This is a genomic window from Streptomyces sp. BK340 (assembly GCF_007827595.1).
Taxonomy (GTDB): Bacteria; Actinomycetota; Actinomycetes; order Streptomycetales; family Streptomycetaceae; genus Streptomyces.
The window spans coordinates 206,139-225,728 of record NZ_VISR01000011.1 but is presented as its reverse complement, the minus strand read 5'-3'; the positions used below and the strand labels follow the sequence as shown (position 1 = coordinate 225,728).

Genomic DNA, 19,590 nt, shown 5'->3' with positions numbered 1-19,590 from the left:
TCCTCGTTTCGTCAGGCGCCGGCCCGGCTGCCGTCGGCGGCCGGGAAGGGAACGTGCTGGCTGGTCAGGGCGCGGCCGTGCCGGGCATGCAGCACGACGCGGTCGCCGCGGAGCTGGAGGGTGCGCTGCTCGCTCCAGCCGGCGTAGCGGTACTCGCCGTCGGCGACGGGCACGAGGGCGTAGCGGTGCTCCCCGGCCTGAAGGTCGAGCCCGTCGCCGCGCTCGGCGAGCTCGACGGCCGTGGTGTGGCCCTCCAGCGGGGTGTCGTGGCCGAAGTCCATGAATCCGGACGGCAGGGCCAGGGAGGTCGGCAGCGTGGCGGCCGGCTGCGTGGGGGCGGGCTGCCGGTTGAACAGCACGTCGGCGTCGGCGAGAGCCTCCTGCCACGGTTCGGGGAAGAACACGGCGAGCTCGCGGGTGAGCAGCGCGTCGATGATCGCGTGGACGCGCCGTACGGGCCCGGTGTTGCGCACCAGGTGCTCGCGGGAGAAGTCGCCGTACCAGAAGGCGCCGGGCTGCCAGCGGTGTTCGGTGCCGTCGAGGACAAGGACCGCGCCGGGGTGGGTGACGATCGGGATGTGCAGGCGCACCATGCCCCGCTCCAGGGCGTACTTGGGGTCGCAGTGCGGCTGCGAGGCGGCGGCAGGGCCGAGGGCGAGCAGCCGTACGGCGTTCAGCGGGGCCGGGATGCTGTCGAGGATCTCTTGCAGGTAGGGCAGTTGCTGAAGCCAGCAGGTGGCGGCGTAGTCGTCGGGGCCGGGGCCGCCGGGGTCGGTGCGGGTGGGGTCGCCGCCGGGGCTGCGCAGCGGCAGGACGCGCCAGTCGGTCGGCGTGTCCGGGCCGATGCGGTCGGCGGCGTAGTGGGTGCGCTGGCGCTCCCACTCGTGTTCGGTGACCGCATCGAGTTCGCGGGCGAGGCGGGCGGCGTCGAAGACGGGAGTCAGGCGGGCCGCCGGTGCGGGCCGCGCGGGTGTCGTGGTGCTCATCGGGGATGTGCCTTTCGTCAGGCCGCCGCGCGGCAGGGCGCGGTGAAGCGGGCGTCCAGGGCGTTCCAGATCGCGTCGTGGCCGGCCGGGGTGTCGTAGACGGTGGAGAAGGTGAACTGGGCGCCGCTGCCGGAGGGCGGGTCGACGATGGGCATCGACACGATCACTCCGGTGCGGGTGGCGGGGTCGTAGGCGAGGCCGAGCTCGGTCAGCGTGCGGTGGAAGGTGGCGCCGTCCGGGACCGTCCAGTGGGCGGGAACGTGGGATTCGGTGACGGTGCGCTCGGGGGCGGCGTTCGCGTGCACGATGTGGTGGGCGAAGACCTCGTAGATGTGCCAGGACCCGGTGACCTGGGCGTTGACCTCGGTGAACAGCACCTGCCCGTCGGGGGTGACGATCGCGTCGGTGCTGAGGCGGCCGCGGTAGCCGACGTTCTGGTAGGTCGCGGCGAGGCGGGCCGAGCCCTCCAGCAGCTGCTTCTCCACGGTCGGGGTGAGGTCCCGCAGGGGGACGCTCTCGTGGCTCAGGCGCCGGCTCGTGTAGCGCAACTCGCCCATCTCTGTCGGCTGGATGCCGGTGTCGGTGAGGTGCTGCTCGCAGTACACCGTCCGCGCGTCGGGGATGAACTCCTCGATGACGACGGGGAAGCGGCCGTCGGCTGACGCCCACGTCCAGCGCTCGGACCAGTACGCGGTGACGCCCGTGATCAGGTCCGTGCGCCCCAGCTGGTGCAGGTGGCGGGCGCCGGCATGGCCGGTGGCCAGCAAGGGGTCGGCCACGAGCAGCTCGTTGCCCACCCCGGCCCCGTTGTGGGCCTGCTTGACCACGACCGCCCCGGCGCCGTCCAGCAGCTGCTGGGTCGCGGCAGCGGCCTCGCCCGGGTCGCGGACGACGGTGCCCGCGGCGACGGGCGTCCCGGCCGCGGCCGCGAGCATCCTGAACACCGTCTTGTTGTTGACGAGCTCGCCGCCGCCCTGGGCGAAGAAACCGGCACCGGGCAGCTTCTCGGACAGGCCGAGGGCTGTGGCGAAGCGGGCGACGGACGCGGACGGCCACAGCGCCCACACCTCCTGAACCTCCTCGGCTCCGCCGTGCCCGGCGAGCACGGAGCGCACCTGGTCAAGGAGGTCGGGGTGGGTGAGCATCTGCGGGTCGAGCAGGCGGCCGCCGTACTGGCTGGACGGCGCCGAGTGGGACGTGGGTCTAGGGCGAGCGTCTGTCGAGATCGGTGTTAGCCGATCTCAATAGGACTCCGTTAGGTCGTTCTTGACTTCAAGGCGTGCAGTGTAGCGACGTGCCCGCAGTCCGGCTCTGGGACTGGATGTGAGCAGCCCCCAGGCATGCCGGCTCCGCGTTCCCCAGCGCACCCGGCTCAGGGCAAAAAGCATGTCCTGCCGGTGCGCAGCCCGCTCGGCGACCGGCATCCACCATGCACTGTAGGAGGCTACTGCCTTCGGTATGTACGCACCGGAAAGGATCAACCACGCTGCTGCGCTGAGCACCCCTCCCGCGCCCATGCCGCGGAAGGTCTCCCCGAGACTCGGGTTGTGTAGGAGGTAAGCGGCCAGTAGCGCGATGGCGCTCGCCCCGGAGCCCATGACTCCGTAGAGGATCGAGTTTTTGGCCGCTGAAATGGAACCCTGATCACCGGCAGACATCACGTATCTCAGGCCGCCGCCGAGGATCAGCAGTAACGCCATGATCAGGAAGAGCCAAATGATCCCCGGCAGGAGTACGACAGTAGCGTCGAACACGTTCATCGTGCCCGTCCCCACTTGAGCCAGCCAGGAACCCAACTGCTCCCCTTCTCGTCTGCGCTTTCCGTCTGCCGCGCGGCGGCTTCTGTCTCCACGAACACCTCGGTGATGCCGCCTTGGGCGCCGTCGACAAGTTTGTAGGATCGCCGGATATGGTCCCCGACCGCCTCCTCATACTCATGCAGCAGGCCGGCGACGACGAACTCGCGCAGGACCTGGCGGGCGTCGCTGAGCGGGATGCCGGTGGCGTTGGCGACCTTCAGCAGGTCCACCCGGCCACGGTCGCCCGTACGGAAGTAGCGGGCGATCTCGCGGACGGTGTGATTGTGTAGCACTCCGCCGCGCGCGCGGGTGACCAGTTCCCTGGCCTTCTCCCGGCGACGTGCTTCGGCCTTCACCTGCTCCAATGCGGTGGTGACCGTCTCCGGAGCAGAGTAGCGAGCGACGAGTCGGGCGTAGCCGTCGTCGGAGCCATCCGCCTCGGGGCTGCGGGTAGGTCCAGTGCTCATGCCTCCTCCGTTCCGAGTGCGCGCTGCAGGGCGCGGCGGGCGTGGGCGAGGTTGCCGCGGGCTTGTTGGGGGGTGCAGCCGAGGATCTCGGCGATCTCTTCCGGCTTCAAGTCTGCGAGGGTGAGTGTCATGACCTCCTGCTGGCGCGGCGGCAAGGTTTTGACGGCAGCTCCGGTCATTAGGGCGAGTTCAACCGCGGCGAGATCGGCGGCGGCCTGGGGGTCGGCGAGGGGCGTCTCGGGGAGTTGTGCGTGTCGGTCCTTGGCCATGCGCACGGCCTCCCGGAATGCGACAGTCCGTGTCCAGGCCTGAGGAGTGTTGATCTTCTTCCAGTCCAACAGTAGGCGGGTCATGCCCTCTTGGGCGGCGTCCTCGGCGATCTGCTCAGCGAATCCGTGATGATAGATCAGGGTGGCCACCACCTTTGGGTATTGCTCCTGGAAGAAGGCTTCATAGCCGTCTGCTTCACTCGCCACTCCTGCTGTCCTCCCCCTGCGGACTGGGACTGCCGCCGGGCGTGATCACACGCCGAACAACGAGGACCACGACGGTGATCAGGAACACCAGCAGGGCTGCGGCTAACGTGATTTGGGTGGACTTCGTCGTCGCGTACAACGTACCCAGACCGCCCAAGATCGTGTTGATGAGCAGGACAAGTGCGGTTATCTCGTTCGGCTTCTGCGTGCCCTCTCCGGGCTCCCCGGCGGGAGGCGTCCGGCGGGAAGCTTCGCTCGCGATGGGCGGGGCCTGCTCTTCGCTCTGATGAGGCGTCGGCTCCGCCTCGAAGGCGTTGTTGTCCGTCATGGCTACTTAGAGCAGTCGAACCGCCTCGACGTGAAATATGACGTGCATCACAGAGATTTGTTCGGAGGGTAGCGGGTGCCATCGGGCCGTCCGCTACCGATGGAGACACCCGGGCCGGCGGCCACTTGCCATCGCCGGTTGACACGGTGGGCGATCAGCGAATCGTGCGGCGGGAGGAATGTCCTCTGACTGTCACGGGACCAGCGCACCGGGCGGCGAATCGCCGTGCCCTCAGACCGGCCCGAGGTCCGGACTTGATCATCCCCCAGGCGTGCCCGCCGCGCTGCCGGATGGGGACACAAACCAGCGCAAACTGCAGGTCTTGCCTATAGGTGGTCTTGTCCTCAGCAGGTGTCCACCATGAGCCATACGCCACCGCCGCCGCCGGCGCGAGCCAGAAAGCCACCGCCATCACAACCGCGATAGCCGGAACGGACACGGTAACGACGATGACGCCCGTGTGATCCGGTCCGGCGGCTTGCCACAAGGCAAACGACGCAACCCCGGTGACGCCCAGGCAGAAAACGCTGCAGAGGAACCACTTCTTTCCTCCCACGGATTGCGTGTAGTTGTTCGAGAAGGCGCCTACGGCCCACAAACCGCTCGAGAGCCACGTCGAGCCGAGCATCAAGAGCGTCAGACCGCCGAACAGGCCACATGCGTACGAGATGAGGCTCATCGGCCCTCCAATCTTCACCGCTGCATCTGATGGCACGCCGAAGCCAACCCTGCGCCAGCGACAGACTTTGCCGGAACATCAGTAACAGTCAACGTCCAGACCATTGGCTCGAACCTCCGAAAACGGTCCCCTCAGACATCGTGCATGATCATCACTGCAAACGCCCGCCCCCAACCGCGGTGTTCGTCAGGGGTTGGGGCGGAGGGGGATGACGTTGCCCAGGACCGGTCCCAGAGGCTGTGACGGTCCTGATGAGGTGTCCTCCGTCCGGCTGAGAACGGCGGCGGCCAGCGTCAGCTGGGTGACCCGCTGGCGGAGTTCTTCGATTTCGGCATTTTGGCTCTTGACGGTCTGCTTGAGCCGGGTAACGGTGTCCCGCAGCTTTTTCTCGGATTCGGGGACCTGGGGGGTCTCGGTCCGGACGCGTTCGTAGAAGTGGTTCTTCAGGTCCGTGTGCCGTTTCATGAGGGCCATCCGCCGCCTTCGAGGCCGCACTCGGCGACCACGCCGACGACCCCTACGACACCCTCGCCCTCTACGCCGCCGTCGCCGCGCTCAGCGAACGGCAGCGCGACGCGATCCTCCTGCACTACGGCATGGGCTTCACCGCCGCCGAAGCCGCCGTGCTGATGGGAAACGAGGAAGCCACCGTCCGCTCCCAGCTCCGCACCGGCCGCCGGCGCCTCGCCACCCTGCTCAAACTCCGCTGCCCGGAGCACCCCGACGGGAAGAACCGCTCATGACCGCCCTGGCCCCAGACCGGCTCACGGTCGACGACCTGCTCGCCAAAGCCCTCACCCGCAACCGCTACACCACCTACGACATCGCCGCCGCCGAAGCCAGACTGCGCAGCCGGCAAGCCGCCCGGCACCGCCCGCCCCGCCAGCGCTACGTGGACGCTGCCCTCACCCACACCGAGTGGACACCACCCGAGGACGACCGCACCCCCGACGCCGACCGCGCCTGGCGGGACCTCAACGCCGTCTGCCTCCTCGTCCTGTTCGGGGCCGACGCCGACGGCCAGCTCGCCGACTTCATCGCCAGCCAGTACGCCGACAAAGCCGGCGCGCTCGTCTTCGCCTGCCTGCTCCACCTCGCCGAAGACAGCAGCGGCGCCCGCTTCTGGTGGCGGTTCGCCGCCGGCATCGGCCACCAGGTCGCCGAGTACTGCCTGTTCCTCGAGCACGCCCACAGCGGCGAGTACCACGACGCCGACTACTGGCGCACCCAGCTCGTACGCACTTCGACCCGCTCATCATGTGCGGCGACCGCCACACCGCACCGCTGCTCAACCCGCCCCACATCGACCAGATCCACCCCCACATCACCCGCCAGCACCTCTCCGAGATCGGCAGCGTCCCCCTCCCCCGGTCCGCTCTCGTCAACCAGCTGCGCCACCTCACCTCCCCGCTGTGACGGCAAACCCGGCCGAAGCCCTGATCAGGCACCGGCCGGGATCCGTTGGTGCGACTTTCCACCCGGGCGAGTGAGCCGGACGCAAAGTCGCGCACGGGCCATCCCGGCAGCCGGTACGAAGATCACGACCCTGTCCGTGATCTTCGAGAGGAAGGCCCGTGCGTCTCCCCCACGTCCTGCGCACCGCGGCTGCCACACTGCCCGCGCTCGCCGCTCTGCTCGCGCCCACCACCGCACACGCCGCACCCCCGGCACCGGCACACGCCGTCTCCACTCAGCGGCATGCCCCAGGGGACACCATCACCCTGCCGGTCCGTGACGCCCTGGCGGCGCTCACTGTCCAGGACGAGAGCCGCTCCGGCTACAGCCGAGACAAGTTCAAGCACTGGACCGACGCGGACAAGGACGGCTGTAACACGCGGGCGGAGGTGCTTTTGTCCGAGGCGGTCAACGCCCCGGAGGTCGGGCCCGGTTGCACCCTGACCGGCGGCTCCTGGTACAGCCCGTACGACGACCAGTACTTCGACAACGCCCGCAAGCTCGACGTCGACCACTTGGTGCCGCTCGCCGAAGCCTGGGACTCCGGCGCCTCCGCCTGGACGGCGAAGCAACGCGAGCTCTACGCCAACGACCTCGACGACGAGCGCGCCCTGATCGCGGTTTCCGCCGCCTCCAACCGCTCCAAGGCCGACCAGGACCCCTCCACCTGGCTGCCCCCGTACGCCGGCTACAGGTGCACGTACCTCACCAACTGGGTCGCTGACAAAACCCGCTACCAGCTCACCATCGACCCGGGTGAGCAGACCGCCCTCGCCGAAGGCCTCGCCCGCTGCCCCGACCAGCCCATCACCGTCACCCTCGCCCACTGAACGAGAGGCCGGGCCCTTCACCACGGGGGAAAGCGAAGGACCCGGCCATGCACCACAATCCCACACCCTCGTCGCACCCCGCAGGCAGTCCCGCTCCCCGCTGCGCTGCCGAACCGTTACAGCCACGATCACCATGAGACCGCGTGCTGCACGCCGACACCGTCCTCGGTCGCCTCGCCCAGGCCCTGGCCGGGCCCTCCCCCCCCTCGGCCGACCAAGGCAGCTTCACGCGCCGACTCCGCATCGCGCTCGCTGGCGGCTACCCGGCATCCGACGGTCACGACGCCCGCCACGACAACGCCAGCTCCCCACCTCGGCCGTGAACGCACCGTGCTGGCCCGTGTTCTGTGTGACTCCGTCCTGCGGATGACGTGCCCCCGAAGGCTCGGCAGCGCACCGGAAGGCCGCTCTGCGTGGTGACGAGATGGATCCTCAGCCGACCCGAGACGCTGACCGAGATCGAACAGCTCCGGCTCAAGACCGTCCTGGCCAACTGCCCTGAACTCGATGCCCTGACCGGTCACGTCCGATCCTTCGCCCAGATGCTCACCGAGCGGCAGGGGGAACGACTCCCGCAGTGGCTCGACGCCGTCCGCCAGGACCTCCCCAGCCTCCACACTCTCGCAGCCGGCATCGACCGAGACCGCGACGCCGTCATCGCCGGCCTGCCCCTGCCCTGGAACTCCGGCGTCGTCGAGGACACGTCAACAGGAGATCAAGATGCTCAAGCGCCAGATGTTCGGTCACGCCGTCTTCACACTGCTCCGCAAGCGGGGCCTCCTCGCCCCGTGACCGATGTCAGTGGCTCCTGGAACCATGCCTTCGTCCGAGACAGCCGTATCAGGAGCCATGCACGGGAACGTGGGGAACCGGCCCGTTCGACAGCGACCTCGCCGCAGACTTCGTCGATGAACTTGAGGGACTCCCCCACCAGCAGGTCATCGACGTGCTGGAGTGGGCATTCAAGCGAGTCACCGACTCGGGAGAACGCGTCGATGGCGGAGACGGGGCCGAAGCCGTTGCCGCCGGCGCTCTCGTCGCCAGCACCCTCCCGGACAGCCCCATCGTGATTGACCCCGATGACGGCCCCAGGGAACCACTGCCCGAACTGCTGGCCTCCCTTCGCGCGTCGGCGAGACTCGCACTGGACCGGGTTCTCCAGGACGGATCAGAACTGGCAACCAGCTGGGTGGACAGCGCCGACGCCGACCAGTGGCGCCAGGAAGTGCGGCAGATCCTCCAAGCACTCGAAACACCCACTGATCACTAATCGTGACCGCTTCACGGAAGTCGTGCCAGAACCCTCTCTCGCGCACATGGGACGACAACTCCAGCGCCGACGTCGGGCTCTCACCGCCGCGGTTGCGCGCGCTCGTTCACGCCTCGGTCGGCGTCCCGCTCGCACGGCTGCGGCAATGGGCCCGGCTGCGGGTAGCCGTCGCCGAACTGCCGCGCGAGTCTGCGGCCTCGGCCGCAGCCGTCGCGGGCTTCGCCGACCAAGCCCACTTCACCCGCACCGCCCGGAGCCTCCTCGGGCGCACGCCTGCATCGATCGGACGTTCCCCTCGTCTCATCGACCCTCCTGACCGCTGTCGGCCAGACTCGGATCCGACGCCACGGTGAGCGGTCCTGCTCCGATACGGCGGCCAGGTGTACTCGGAACTCTGCAACAGACGCTTTGCGCGGCCCGCAGGAGAGAACGGCAGAAACCCGCACCTCCGCCGTTCCCCGATCCGGAGTGCCGACGCACGGTTGTTGTCACCCCCGGGCCACGCCGCACTGCGGGTTCCCGTGAACGAAGCACCGTAGTTGTCATTGGCGAAGCAAGCTAGTTGTCACCAGCCTGCTCAAAGCAGGGCAGTTGTCACCACCCAACTTCGTAGAGCGTCGCGCTGGCTTTTGTGGACGGTGTCGAGAGGGCAGATGGGCAGCCGGTCCAGCGATCCTGCAAAGGGCCCTTTCGATGACAGGATGTCCGTAGGGGAGCCGATTCGCGAGGTCACGGGGGGTATGAGTGGCAGGCATAGCGCTCGAGGCGCTGGACGATGTGCCGTGGGAGCGGCTGGAGTCGGCGCTTGGGCACCACCCGGCCAAGGAGATGCGGCGCGCCCTGCGTCGCCTGGCACTCAAGGGCGGGGTGGCGACCGAGGAAGACTGCTACCCGCTGTTCGACTGCTTCGCGCTGGGCACCGGACGCGTGGCCTCCGTCGAAACCGCCGCGCTGCCGTTCGTCGTTGCCCTCGCCGGCGATCCGGACATGGGCGCCCGGGCCACGCTTGTCCAGCTGTTGGCAAGGTTGTCCAAGGCGGTGGCCGAAGCCGACCCGGGCCTGGTGGACGCGGGGTGGCACGAGGCATGGCGGCTCCAGCGCCCCCGGATCAGGGCGCTGCTCGCGGACCCCCTGCCCGAGGTGCGGAGGGAAGCCCTGCCCCTCGGAGAGGGCATCGGCGTGCTGCTGGAGCGGTGGCACGCCGAGACGGACCCGACGGTGCGGCTGCCCGTGCTGCTCGCGCTGGGGGCTGCCGCAGCCGACGTCGGCGAAGCCGAGCCGGTGGACCGGGTACGGGCGGTGGTGGCCGAGGCTCTGCGGACGGACGGTCCCGTCATGCGGGTCGCGGCCGTGCACGCCTGGGCCGCGTTCGATGCCCAGGCGTCGGTCCGTGAGCTGGACCTGCTGGTGGAGGTCCTGTCCGACCCAGCTGTGCGTCCGCAATTCGAGGCGATCTGGTACGTGCCGGACATCGACAGTGCCCTCACCCGCGAGGATGTCATTTCCTGGACGACCCACCTGTTCGAGGGTGCACCGCAGACGGCACTCGCCTTCGTCGTCCGGCTCATCGGCGCGGCGCGCCGGAACGGGGACACCTTGCTGTGCCGCGCCGCGTTGGACGAGGGGTGGCGGCTGCTGGTGGTCCGGCCATCCGCGGCATCCGCGCTGTTGCCGCTCGCGGGCGCGCTGCTCGCTGAGCCGGACGACGGCGTACGGTACCGGGCGACCCACCTGCTGGCCGTGCTGGGTTCGCAGGCGACTCCGTACGCAGACGAGTTGGCCGCGCTCCTCGACGACCCGGGCGAGGCCGAATTTCTTGAGGGCACCGTCGGCGACCACGCCCGCTGGGCGCTGACCCGCATCGGCGACGAGCGCGTGCTGCCGGGGCTCGTCGAGCGGCTGTACGCGCCGTACCGGGGCCAGTACTCCCGCGGGTACGTCTCGGGTGACCCCCACCTGCCGGAGGTCGAGGACGTCCTGGCCCCGCTGCGGGCGCACGCGGAGGTTCTGCTGCCCGCGGTGCGGAAGCTGCTCCGGGACGACGGCGTGGGCGGCTCGCTGACCCGCTGCTTCCTGGAAGTCCTCAAAGCGTGGGGGCCGGCCGCGGCGGCCGCGCTGCCGGAGGTGGTGGCCCTGCTGGACGACGCTCGGTACTCACTGGACGCAGTCGATGCGCTGGTGGCGATGGGACCGGCTGCGGCGTCAGCCGAGCCCGCCGTGCGCCGGTGCACGGTCCTCGACTTTCCCGGGAACCATCACAAGGTGGCGTGGGCGGCCTGGCGCCTGGGCGGCGACCGCGACGCGGCGCTGCAGCTCATCGGCGAGGCGGTGCTGACCGAGGAGGGGCCGCTTTACGGTCCCGTCGGCCTCCTCGGCGATTTCGGACCGGCGGCCGCGCGCTACGCCGACCGGGTGCGGCGTGTCATGGAGCACGGTGACAACTGGCTGCGGCTGCGCGCGGCGGTCGCGCTGTGGTCGATCACTGGCGAGCCGGAGCCGAGTGGATCCGTCCTGGAGGAGTACCTCCTTCCCATCGCCGATGGCGGCGACGCCTACGGCTCCTTCCTCGACGCGCTGCGCGCCCTCGTCAGGATCGGCCCGGTCTCTCCGGCGGCGTGGGCAACCCTGCGTACGGTGCGGGGATCCGACCGGCGGCTGTCGACGTACCGGGACTACCGAGCCTTCATGCAGGACGAGGAGATCCGGTCCGCGATCGACGACGTCCTCGCCCTGCCGTGACGACCGGCCGGCGGGCGGCGCCGAAGGCGGGCCCGGTGGTCCCGAACTGCCATAGGCGGTCACGGCGGGCAGATCGAGTGCGGCCGCCCCAGCAGCGGGGTACCTCAAACCGCTGCTCGCTGCACACGCCGAGCAGCTCCGCCAGAGCACCCGACAGAAGGCCCGCAGCCCCGCCGGTGACAACATGCGCGCCTGTGTGACAACTATCGTGTTTCGGCTCATCCGGGTAGCCGAGGTTCGCTGCAAAGGGCTCCGGATTAGTAGTCGAGATCCAGGTAGCCGATGTCGCTGACTTCCACGTCTGACAGCCCCATAGCGCGGGCGCCACCGTCCTGGAAATAGACGTCCTTAAACCCTTCGACGATGATCCCGCGCATCTCCTGGTCGCTGGCCCCGGCGTTGCGGGCGTTGAACAGGCGCTGCGCGTAGGCCGGGGGGAGGTGCACGGTGAGGCGGCGGAAGCGTCCGTTGTAGGCCGCGCTGGCCGAAGGCCTCGCCCGCTGCCCTGACCAGCCCATTACCGTCACTCTCGCCCACTAAATGAGCTGCCGGGCCCTTCATTGCGGGGGAAGGTGAAAGACCCGGCGAGCGGCTCATCAGCAGCATTAAGGTGCGCAGCATCGCGGGTTGCCGCCGATAGTCAGCAGACGGTCGCGGCATAGGCGTGGGCGACCAACCCCAAAATGATCTGGTAACAGCTGTTACCATAGGGGGATGGCGAAGTCACAGCTGGGCGCGCGGGTGGATGACGAGATCAAGGCATTGGCCGAGAGTCGGGCCAGGGACCGGGGGCAGAGTCTTGGCGACTACATCGCCGGTCTCGTGCGGGAGGATGCCGGCGGACTGCGGCGGCAAGGCCTGGACGCCGCACGGCGCTTCCTGGATGAGCATCAGAGTGTGTTCGACGAGGCGGAAGAGGCGGACCGCCGCACCCCGGGGGCACACGCGGCGTGATGGAGCTGTACATCGACGTGCCCTGGATCCTGGAGGTTGCCGAACTCGCGGGCGCCGGGGATCCCGCCCCCGACGACTACGGGGTACCCGTGGCAGCGGTCGCTTGCCACCGGGCCGAGCTGCTGGAGACGCCCGTCTACGACGGCCCCTATGCCCGTGCCGCCGCGCTCGTGCACATTCTCGGCCGCTGCCGCTGGCTGGAGCGCTCCAACATGGCCGTCGCCGCGGCGACGGGCGTCATGTACCTGGAGGCCTCCGGCATTCCGGTCAAGCCCACCCGAGACGACGCCATCGCCCTGCGCGAACTGCTCCGGGACCCCGGCTGCACCGCCAAACGCATCGCTGCCCTGCTACGAGTCTGGCCACAGGCCACCTGAACCGCGCACCTCGGACGCATCGCAGCCCCCGAGCGACCGGCTCCACCCCTGACACTGCTCGATTCCCCTCAGGTGTGACGTCTGGAGCGGCTCGATGAACTCTTGTGTCCCTGCTGGGATGTCCCTCGTGTGGCTGCGTAGGTCATCTCCAAGAACAGTTGTTTGCAGCCTTCAGGAACGCTTCACGATCGCCGATGTCCGGAATGTCGGCGAGAAATAGAAACACCCGCCACGGGAGCGTACGAGGGCTGCTGGCGTATGGGGCCGGCACGATCGGCGGCCAGGGCGCCGGCAGTGGCCCCCCTCGGTCAGCGGTTGTTGGGGCTCAGCAGCGTGGCGGCCGCGGCGACGAAGGCCTCGGACGCTTCCTTGGCCGCATGCCGCAGGGCGTCCAGCTCGGTGCGGTCGGTGGCCTTGCGCAGTGCGTATGTGGCGTCTGCGGCCTGCTGGGCGGGGCCGGCCAGTTCGGGGACCAGGACCTGAAGGCGGATGTGGGGCGCGGTTATCGCCGCCCGGGTGTCGTGGGACCTCGTCTGGGCCTCCAACTGGTGCTCGGTGCCTGTCTCGGTCAGGGCCAGGCGCTCCCGGTGGAACATCGCCGAGCGGTGGGCGTCCAGGGCGGCCGCGAAGTCGGTGACGGCGCCGAGTTGGTCCTGGCGGTGGCTGTCGGCGCGCTGCTCGGCGCGTGCGGTGTGTGCCGATCGGTGCTGGAGGAGTCCGGCGGTCAGGGCGCCGGCGAGGGTGCCGAGTACGGCAACGATCGAAGGCCATATGGACATCAGGTGTTGGGGCCTTTCGGGTGGTCGGTTTCGGTGGTCAGGTCGGCGGACAAGGTACGCGGCGGCGACTTCGGTGGCCGGGTTACACCTGCGGCGCTCCAGATCAACCCTGGCGGTCAGTCTTTCGCGGCTTGCGTCAGAGATAAGAGTCTGGGCCCGTGATCACCTGCTCCGAGCCGACCGGCACACGAGACGGCCGGAAGCAAGTACCGGCACGCCTCCCGAACTCAGCAACACGTTTCTTGTCGCTGGCGGACCGTTTTCAGCGGTGACCAACAAACGTTGTTGGCTCCCGGCGACAAAACCACTCGTGAGACCGTAGGCGTCCGCCAGGTGATTCTGTTGCGATCAGCAGCGCCGCATCGACTACATGCGCTGTGCCTACCTGCAGCTCGGCTCGGACGCCGCCCTCGACGTCCCCGTCAACGAGTCAGTCAAGTCCCAGCTTGCTGAGCGCTGTTGTCCAGTCGGTGACGATGGCGTGCTGCGCGGCCGTGAGAGTGACGCTGCCGTTGCAGACCGCGGTGTGCAGCTTCGTCTCCACTGGATCCTTCTTGTTGTTCACGCCGGAGCCCGTCTTGTGGCCCGGGTCGGCGGGTTCCACCCACAGGTTTCGGTAGTCGTTGGGGTCGCCGCCGAGCTGAAGACTGATGAGGTGGTCGTACTCCGCGTCGCCGAGGCGGCCGGTGTAGCCGTAGGAGGCGGCATTCAGCTCCTTCTCCTTGCGGGTGACCGACTCCGGCGGACGGATGTCGCCGGTGTAGCCGCCCTTGCGGCAGATCGTCGATTTCAGGTTCGCCTGCGTCACGGCCGGGGAGATTGCGCCCGGCGAGCACATCGGGTCCTGCAGGGGCTCACCGTTTTCATACCGGTAGTGGCAGCTACCCGCGGCCGGCTGCTGCTGCACCGTGTACGACTTCTGCGGCCCCGCCCCTACTGGAATCGACCCGGACGTGTCCGCCTGCGACGCAGTCTGCGACGGGCCCGCCGCCGGACTCCCTTTCCCGGAGTCCTTGGCGCCGTCGGCCCCGGTGGAAGAACAGCCCGCCAGCAGCAGACAGGCGAACAGCGCAGACGACACGGCGCGATGGGTGGAACGCATGACGACCCCTCACAGGCAGGCGATGGCTGAGCAGATGTTCCCCCACCGGGCTGACGCCCTACCGTGCGGGGTACGGCGCAAAAGGGCACGGACGTTGCATGGCAGGCACAGTTGACCCACAAACGCACGACCTGCTTGCTCAGCCTTGGCCGGTGCCCTGGCCGGCCCATCACCGCCGCCCTCGCACTCTGAACACCAGCCCTGTGTCTATCGCCCCAACGGGCGATGGTCACAGGGCCAGATCAGAACCAGTCGCGTGCCCCGCTTTCAGAACTGACCGATATGGAACGCCAGTTCGTCTCAGACCTGTCTGTCCCGACAGTATGACCCGTGATGTGATCACTGCGAGTGACGAGTTCGTCACGCGCGTCACTTGCGAGTCGACCATCACGGGGAGACATTCGTGCGTTTCAGATACAGAAAGCTGCTTGCGGCTGGGGCTGTTGGGCGGCTCCTTGACCACCGCGCAGGCCTCCACAACCACCTCGACGCCCGCGCCGGCCCCGGCGGCCATCACGCCGACGACGACGGCTGCCCAAGCGAAGACCGCATGCGACGCCCGGCTCAAGGCAGCACGCGATGCCAGCAGCGCCAAGCCGGTCGCCTGCGCCTCCTGGGGGACGGCGGCCTCCGCAGCTGACCTGCGGGCAGCCATCACCGCGTGGCCGACACCCAACTGGTGCGACGACCACGGCGCCAACAACACCTGGTACGTCACCCGGTTCAAGGCCTGCGGCGTCTTCAAGGCCGATGTGACCGTGCACGACGTCCGCACCGGTCGCGTCATCGGCAAGATGCACTACCTGACCGTCGGCTACTCCTACAGCAAGCGTGACATCAAGGCGTGGGCCTACCAGGTCGAGCTTCTGCAGGTGAGCGCCTCGGGCGCCGCCGTTGGCAGCAGCGCGAACGGGAAGGGCACCTGCGCGGGCAAGTGCAAGGTCACCGACAGCAAGTTCCCCTCCCAGGCGATGGGCAAGGACAAGGAGGCTGTCGGGCAGTTTTTCTTCGACACCACCATCAGCGCCCGCCCCAAGGGATCCAAGGGCCAGGGCCAGGGGACGGCCCACTGGAACTTCACCAACCCCAGGTGGGCAGCGCCGACGAACGACATCACGCTGAGCCTGCCGGTCGTTCGGTGCGACAACGCTCTGCCCGGCACCTCCAAGATCGGCTGCGTCATGCCGTACATCCCGGTGATGATGTACGCCAAGAGCGGGGAGTACCCGGAGCTGGCCAAGCACATCGAGTACGCGCAGAACACCAAGCACCTGCCGGGCAAGTACAGCAGCACGAAGTACCTGACACGCCTCACCGACAAGACGAAGATCCGGCAGAACCGGGACAAGGCGTGCCCGTCCAGCCGTCACCGGCCCGCGGGCAAGCAGTGCGACGAGTACCCGTTCGCCTCCACCTGGCAGGGTGCCTCCACCGGAGGCGGCAACTTCAGCTGGCGCATGATCAACGCCACCCAGAACGAGGACGGCGGTAAGGCCCTCGGCCGCTTCTACCTCTACAACCGGGTCCTGGAGAAGGATAAGTTCCAAGTGTGGATCAAGCCCTGACCAGTCTTCGATCACCCGGGAACACGCCATGAGCGATCAGGCCGAGCAAGGGCGCGGGCTCGTGCCCGTGCAGTACCACCAGTTCCAGATCAACGACGAGGACGGTCCCGCCGGCCCCGATCTGCCCCGCCAGCACAACGGGCTGATCGAGATCCAGGACGGTATCGCCACGGTCCACACCGGCATCCACACCGGGGACGTCGACGTCACCGTCACCCTGCACACCAACGCCCCCCAGGCCGGGGACGCCGAGTGGGACGAGATCGTCGAAGTGTCCCTGCACTCGGTGTCGGGCGATCTGGTGGTACGAGGCCTGATGGACGACCTGGACGAGGAGCTGCCCGTGCTCTCGTTCAACGGCCCCGGCGACTACCGGCTGCGCATCCACGCCCGCGGCCGGGACACCGCCATCGACCTCGCCCCGGACAACGTCACCGAGTGGTACCTCATCCAGGTGTGGCCCGCACCGCCGCAGCCCGCGTCGGTACTGCGCCAGACCGACAGCTATGGAGCCACCGTCCGCACCCACTGACCCATGCGTGAGGCCCCGTACAGCGCAGAGCGCTGTACGGGGCCTCACGCATGCTCGGGGACCTACAGCTTGATGTCTATGCAGCGAGGCCGGTGAACCCTACCGCGGATGAGCACGGCAGCCTCGGACCTCGTTTTCCAACCGGGGTCTCCATCCTGGCGGGCGCGCCGAAGCCCGAGCGGACTAGTCCGGTCGGTTGGGGAGGGCCGCTGTTACTCACTTTCGGGTGACGATGCCTCAGGGACCGAGGTGCCGGATCGGTATCGGCACACCACACAGGCCAGTGACGGTATGGCCAGCTTCCCTGACAAAAGGCCAATCAGGCGTGTTAGAGGCATACATGGATGTTGCAGCGGAGAGTCACAGAAATATGTTGAACCCGTAATGAAGCACACATCTCCCCCACGATCCGGGCGCACGGCCTGCACAGTGTGAGTGCGCGGCCGGCCGGCCGCCACCCGCACAACGCACCACCACCGGCCTGCGGGGTTCTCACATCCGCAGGACCGCACAGGGGGTGCCATGGACTCCTGTAGGGGGATCCTCGTGACCGTTTCCGCATCCGTGCGTCGCATGACCGCCGTTGCCGCCGTGGCGGCCGCCGCCGTGGCCACTGTGGCACTGCCGGCCTCGGCCGCCGACCACCATCCGGGCCGCCACCACAGCGCCGTCTACATCAGCGACGTGCAGTACGACTCGCCGGGACGCGACGACCGCTCCAACCGCTCCCTGAACAGGGAGTGGGTGGACATCACCAACAACAGCCGTCGCGTGGTCAACCTCGACGGCTGGACCCTCTCGGACGAGGACGGCCACACCTACACCTTCGACCACTACCGCCTCCAGGGCCGCTCCACCGTCCGCGTCCACACCGGCACCGGCCGCGACAGCGGCACCGACGTGTTCCAGGACCGCCGCCACTACGTCTGGAACAACGACTACGACACCGCGACCCTGCGCAACGACCGCGACCGCTTCGTCGACGAATTCTCCTGGGGTCAGCATCGCATCCGCCGCTGACCCAGCCCCGTCCTCTTGCCGGTGGACGCCGATGAGGCGTCCACCGGCAAGAGGACAGCCGTTGCACACCGACAGGCAACCCGAGGACCTCGGTGGCCGCGCACGTGACCGCGGTCGACCATGACGCCGGACGCTGCTCGACGACGTGGCCCGCCTTGTCGGACCCTGGGCGCCCAAGATGTCTGAAGGAGCCCTGTCACCGGACAGAAGTCGCACGGCGCCTGAACGCGGTCCTCGGCCCGCAGCGAATGGTGTGCTGGACCGACTTCGCCCGCAGGCCGGTCGCCAGGCGCCCGGCCGTGCTCGGTCCCTGTGCGGCCTGTGCGGTCTTGCGCAGCCGCTCGGCGGCGTGGCGGAGCCGGGATCGGACGGAGATATCACCCTCACCTCCCGCGCCTTCACCGACCGCCCCGTCCTGCGCGGCGCCAAAGCCGTCCTGACCGCCACCACCACCCTGACCTGCGACTCCGCACCCGGCATCTACGTCGTCTACCGGCACGACGTCGACCAGACCGGTCCCGACAAACCATGGGCCCGACTGCGCGCATCGCCCCCGCCGCCCCCGGAAAGAAGGGCCTGGCGCAGCACTCAACCGGGTCGTCCCGCACTGCCACGCTGGCCTGGGCCGCCGACGGCGTACTCCTCACCGCCGCAGTCGGCACCGCACTCCTTCTGCGGGCCCTCTCCCGCCGCACGACCTCCGTCTGAACACGCATCACCACTCGTCGTCCGGTCTGAAGCAGCCACGCCGACGCGGGCGTAGAACTTTCTCGCCCGGAAAGGCGTGGACGCCTCGATGTCGCCTGACGCCTTCTTCGCCTTCGCCCGCCCCCGCCTTGTGACCACGTCCGACTATCCGCCGGCGGCACGGGGCTACGCGCTGCTGCGCACCTTGTATCACTCGGCGCCTCGGGTGAGTGAGGCCGTTCGCCTCGACAGGTGTGATGTCCATCCCGACCTCAGGATGCGTGGCTGCGTAGGTCTTGAGCGAGAGCACATGTTGGTGAGTTCCGGCGTCATCCGTCGTCCAGAGAGTGCAGGCGCCGCTTTGGGTGCGTCAGGTTCAACGGCGTACGCCCGATGGTGATGACCTCGGTGACGTCGGGGGCCCGCAGGCTCTCCTGGAGGAAGCCGTCGCCGATGAGGCCGCTCCCGCCGAAGACCACTACCCTCATGCGGTGATGCTCGCTCCTTTCCGCGAGTGCGCTGTCGGTTCTGCGCCGGGCCCGGCGGCGGATCGCGGTGAACACGGCGATGCCGAGGAGGAGTTCGGCGGTCGTGATCGTGTAGACCGAGGCGCGTTCGGCGACCGCGACACCGGTGATGACGCTGGCGGAGGCGACGATCGCCGCCCAGGCGAACATGACCACCACGCTGACCGTCCCGGCGGCGCCCAGGGCGATGAGCGCGGTGCCCAGGCGTCGGTGTGCCTGGCGGCGCAGGCCGGCACCTGTGGTCATCGCGGCGAGGTTGCCTCCGAAGATCGCGAGCGCGGCGCCGGAGGTGTGCAGGGCGATGGTGCCGTCGGCGACCGCCTCGGGGGAACCGGGGAAGGTGCCGACCAGCAGCAGCCCGACCCCGGTGACGATGCCGAGGATGCGGACCCGGCGGCCCGGCCGCTGCGGCGCGACGAGGGCAGGCTGGAGCGGCTGCGCGACCGGCTGCCCGGCGGCTCCGGCATCGGGGTGGGACCCCCGTCACCGAGCGTGGCGGCGCGAATTTTTCTTGATGTCCCGGTAGGTCAGGCCCGCGTCGTGAGCGGCATCCAGGGCGTCAGCGACGTACAGGGCCTTCGGCAGGGGCAGTCTTCCGGCTTCCAGAGCGGTTGGCCGGCCAGGAGCTCCATCACCAGGTAGGCGCACGTCTGCCCGTCGTGTGTCGCTGAGCCGAAGTCGTAGACGGGTGCGATGTTCGGGTGAGTGAGGCCGCCGGCGACTGCGGCCTCACGGGCGAAGCTGGCCGCCTGCCGCCTGCTGCCCGCGTCACCGGTGAGCACCTTGACTGCGACCAGGCGGTCGACGTTGGGGTCGTGTGCCTTCCAGACCTGGCCGAAGCCGCCCGCGCCGATGGGCTCGATCAGCCGGTAGCGCCCGTCCAGCACAGCTCCTGCCTGTACGACTCCCCCTTTCGGCGCTCACCGCGATGCACGGTGTACCAGGCGTGTACCCGTCAACGCACACGAAGGCCCTGCTGCAGAGGGAATTGATCTGATGTCAAATTCCGGACTTGCTC

General features: G+C 68.8%; 24 protein-coding genes and 1 pseudogene. 12 read left to right on the top strand and 13 right to left on the bottom strand.

What is annotated here, in order from left to right:
• Nucleotides 1–11: 11 nt before the first annotated feature.
• The 8 genes from FB157_RS21305 to FB157_RS21265 all read right to left on the bottom strand — a co-directional run bounded on the left by FB157_RS21305 (nt 12) and on the right by FB157_RS21265 (nt 5,200).
• Nucleotides 12–986: an aspartyl/asparaginyl beta-hydroxylase domain-containing protein gene (locus FB157_RS21305; RefSeq protein ID WP_145882015.1), complete on the bottom strand. Its 975-nt coding sequence runs from the start codon at nt 984–986 to the stop codon at nt 12–14.
• A 17-nt stretch (nt 987–1,003) separates the two neighbouring features.
• Complete coding sequence (locus tag FB157_RS48575; RefSeq protein WP_261386417.1) at nt 1,004–2,212, bottom strand: peptide ligase PGM1-related protein; 1,209 nt, start codon at nt 2,210–2,212, stop codon at nt 1,004–1,006.
• Nucleotides 2,213–2,227: 15 nt separating this feature from the next.
• Entirely contained in the window at nt 2,228–2,746 is a 519-nt protein-coding gene (locus tag FB157_RS21290; RefSeq protein WP_145882009.1) for a hypothetical protein, read from the bottom strand.
• Nucleotides 2,743–3,252 carry a hypothetical protein gene (locus tag FB157_RS21285; RefSeq protein ID WP_145882006.1) on the bottom strand — a complete coding sequence of 170 codons (510 nt, stop codon included), beginning with the start codon at nt 3,250–3,252 and terminating at the stop codon, nt 2,743–2,745. Before FB157_RS21285 ends, FB157_RS21290 begins: the two co-directional genes overlap by 4 nt.
• A complete protein-coding gene (locus FB157_RS21280) occupies nt 3,249–3,728 on the bottom strand; it encodes an RNA polymerase sigma factor (protein WP_145882004.1) in 480 nt (159 codons plus the stop codon). Before FB157_RS21280 ends, FB157_RS21285 begins: the two co-directional genes overlap by 4 nt.
• On the bottom strand, nt 3,718–4,056 hold the full coding sequence (locus tag FB157_RS21275) for a hypothetical protein (protein ID WP_145882002.1): 339 nt from the start codon (nt 4,054–4,056) through the stop codon (nt 3,718–3,720). The genes FB157_RS21280 and FB157_RS21275 overlap by 11 nt, the downstream gene beginning before the upstream one ends.
• Before the next feature lie 154 nt (nt 4,057–4,210).
• Entirely contained in the window at nt 4,211–4,735 is a 525-nt protein-coding gene (locus tag FB157_RS21270) for a hypothetical protein (protein WP_145881999.1), read from the bottom strand.
• Between the two features lie 186 nt (nt 4,736–4,921).
• The gene (locus FB157_RS21265; protein ID WP_186581619.1) at nt 4,922–5,200 is read right to left on the bottom strand and encodes a hypothetical protein; all 279 of its coding nucleotides are present in this window, start codon (nt 5,198–5,200) and stop codon (nt 4,922–4,924) included.
• A 113-nt stretch (nt 5,201–5,313) separates the two neighbouring features.
• Between FB157_RS21265 and FB157_RS48570 the strand changes: the two genes are divergently transcribed.
• From FB157_RS48570 to FB157_RS21235, 6 genes are all read left to right on the top strand, one after another.
• The gene (locus tag FB157_RS48570) at nt 5,314–5,478 is read left to right on the top strand and encodes a hypothetical protein (protein WP_315903827.1); all 165 of its coding nucleotides are present in this window, start codon (nt 5,314–5,316) and stop codon (nt 5,476–5,478) included.
• Between the two features lie 514 nt (nt 5,479–5,992).
• A complete protein-coding gene (locus FB157_RS47400; RefSeq protein ID WP_186581618.1) occupies nt 5,993–6,151 on the top strand; it encodes a hypothetical protein in 159 nt (52 codons plus the stop codon).
• Between the two features lie 158 nt (nt 6,152–6,309).
• Nucleotides 6,310–7,020 carry an HNH endonuclease family protein gene (locus tag FB157_RS21255; RefSeq protein WP_261386405.1) on the top strand — a complete coding sequence of 237 codons (711 nt, stop codon included), beginning with the start codon at nt 6,310–6,312 and terminating at the stop codon, nt 7,018–7,020.
• A gap of 577 nt (nt 7,021–7,597) precedes the next feature.
• The gene (locus tag FB157_RS21245; protein ID WP_145881995.1) at nt 7,598–8,290 is read left to right on the top strand and encodes a DUF4259 domain-containing protein; all 693 of its coding nucleotides are present in this window, start codon (nt 7,598–7,600) and stop codon (nt 8,288–8,290) included.
• Nucleotides 8,291–8,292: 2 nt separating this feature from the next.
• On the top strand, nt 8,293–8,643 hold the full coding sequence (locus FB157_RS21240; protein ID WP_145881993.1) for a helix-turn-helix domain-containing protein: 351 nt from the start codon (nt 8,293–8,295) through the stop codon (nt 8,641–8,643).
• Between the two features lie 391 nt (nt 8,644–9,034).
• Entirely contained in the window at nt 9,035–11,029 is a 1,995-nt protein-coding gene (locus tag FB157_RS21235; RefSeq protein ID WP_145881991.1) for a hypothetical protein, read from the top strand.
• A gap of 257 nt (nt 11,030–11,286) precedes the next feature.
• On the opposite strand, the pseudogene tpg reads toward FB157_RS21235, so the two are convergent.
• Nucleotides 11,287–11,499, bottom strand: a pseudogene (tpg, locus tag FB157_RS21230) (telomere-protecting terminal protein Tpg); the annotation flags it as partial.
• A 244-nt stretch (nt 11,500–11,743) separates the two neighbouring features.
• Between tpg and FB157_RS21225 the strand changes: the two are divergent.
• Together FB157_RS21225 and FB157_RS21220 are read left to right on the top strand one after the other, a co-directional pair.
• A complete protein-coding gene (locus tag FB157_RS21225) occupies nt 11,744–11,983 on the top strand; it encodes a hypothetical protein (RefSeq protein ID WP_145881989.1) in 240 nt (79 codons plus the stop codon).
• Nucleotides 11,983–12,360: a fic family toxin-antitoxin system, toxin component gene (locus FB157_RS21220; RefSeq protein WP_145881987.1), complete on the top strand. Its 378-nt coding sequence runs from the start codon at nt 11,983–11,985 to the stop codon at nt 12,358–12,360. The genes FB157_RS21225 and FB157_RS21220 overlap by 1 nt, the downstream gene beginning before the upstream one ends.
• Before the next feature lie 308 nt (nt 12,361–12,668).
• On the opposite strand, the gene FB157_RS21215 is transcribed toward FB157_RS21220, so the two are convergent.
• The gene (locus FB157_RS21215; RefSeq protein ID WP_261386404.1) at nt 12,669–13,139 is read right to left on the bottom strand and encodes a pRL2-23; all 471 of its coding nucleotides are present in this window, start codon (nt 13,137–13,139) and stop codon (nt 12,669–12,671) included.
• Between the two features lie 430 nt (nt 13,140–13,569).
• On the bottom strand, nt 13,570–14,241 hold the full coding sequence (locus FB157_RS21210) for a hypothetical protein (protein WP_145881985.1): 672 nt from the start codon (nt 14,239–14,241) through the stop codon (nt 13,570–13,572).
• Nucleotides 14,242–14,696: 455 nt separating this feature from the next.
• On the opposite strand from FB157_RS21210, the gene FB157_RS21205 reads away from it, so the two are divergent.
• The 4 genes from FB157_RS21205 (at nt 14,697) to FB157_RS21190 (ending at nt 18,066) form a co-directional block, all read left to right on the top strand.
• Nucleotides 14,697–15,806: a NucA/NucB deoxyribonuclease domain-containing protein gene (locus tag FB157_RS21205; protein WP_145881983.1), complete on the top strand. Its 1,110-nt coding sequence runs from the start codon at nt 14,697–14,699 to the stop codon at nt 15,804–15,806.
• 28 nt (nt 15,807–15,834) lie between these two features.
• Nucleotides 15,835–16,338, top strand: a complete 504-nt coding sequence (locus tag FB157_RS21200) for a hypothetical protein (RefSeq protein ID WP_145881982.1) — start codon at nt 15,835–15,837, stop codon at nt 16,336–16,338.
• 573 nt (nt 16,339–16,911) lie between these two features.
• Entirely contained in the window at nt 16,912–17,358 is a 447-nt protein-coding gene (locus FB157_RS21195; protein WP_145881980.1) for a lamin tail domain-containing protein, read from the top strand.
• A gap of 528 nt (nt 17,359–17,886) precedes the next feature.
• Nucleotides 17,887–18,066, top strand: coding sequence for a hypothetical protein (locus FB157_RS21190; RefSeq protein ID WP_145881977.1), 180 nt, complete (start codon nt 17,887–17,889; stop codon nt 18,064–18,066).
• Between the two features lie 308 nt (nt 18,067–18,374).
• Here the strand turns inward: FB157_RS21190 and FB157_RS21185 are convergent, their stop codons facing one another.
• Together FB157_RS21185 and FB157_RS21180 are read right to left on the bottom strand one after the other, a co-directional pair.
• The gene (locus tag FB157_RS21185; RefSeq protein WP_145881975.1) at nt 18,375–18,818 is read right to left on the bottom strand and encodes a hypothetical protein; all 444 of its coding nucleotides are present in this window, start codon (nt 18,816–18,818) and stop codon (nt 18,375–18,377) included.
• Nucleotides 18,819–19,099: 281 nt separating this feature from the next.
• Nucleotides 19,100–19,459, bottom strand: coding sequence for a protein kinase domain-containing protein (locus FB157_RS21180; protein WP_261386403.1), 360 nt, complete (start codon nt 19,457–19,459; stop codon nt 19,100–19,102).
• Nucleotides 19,460–19,590: the final 131 nt, after the last annotated feature.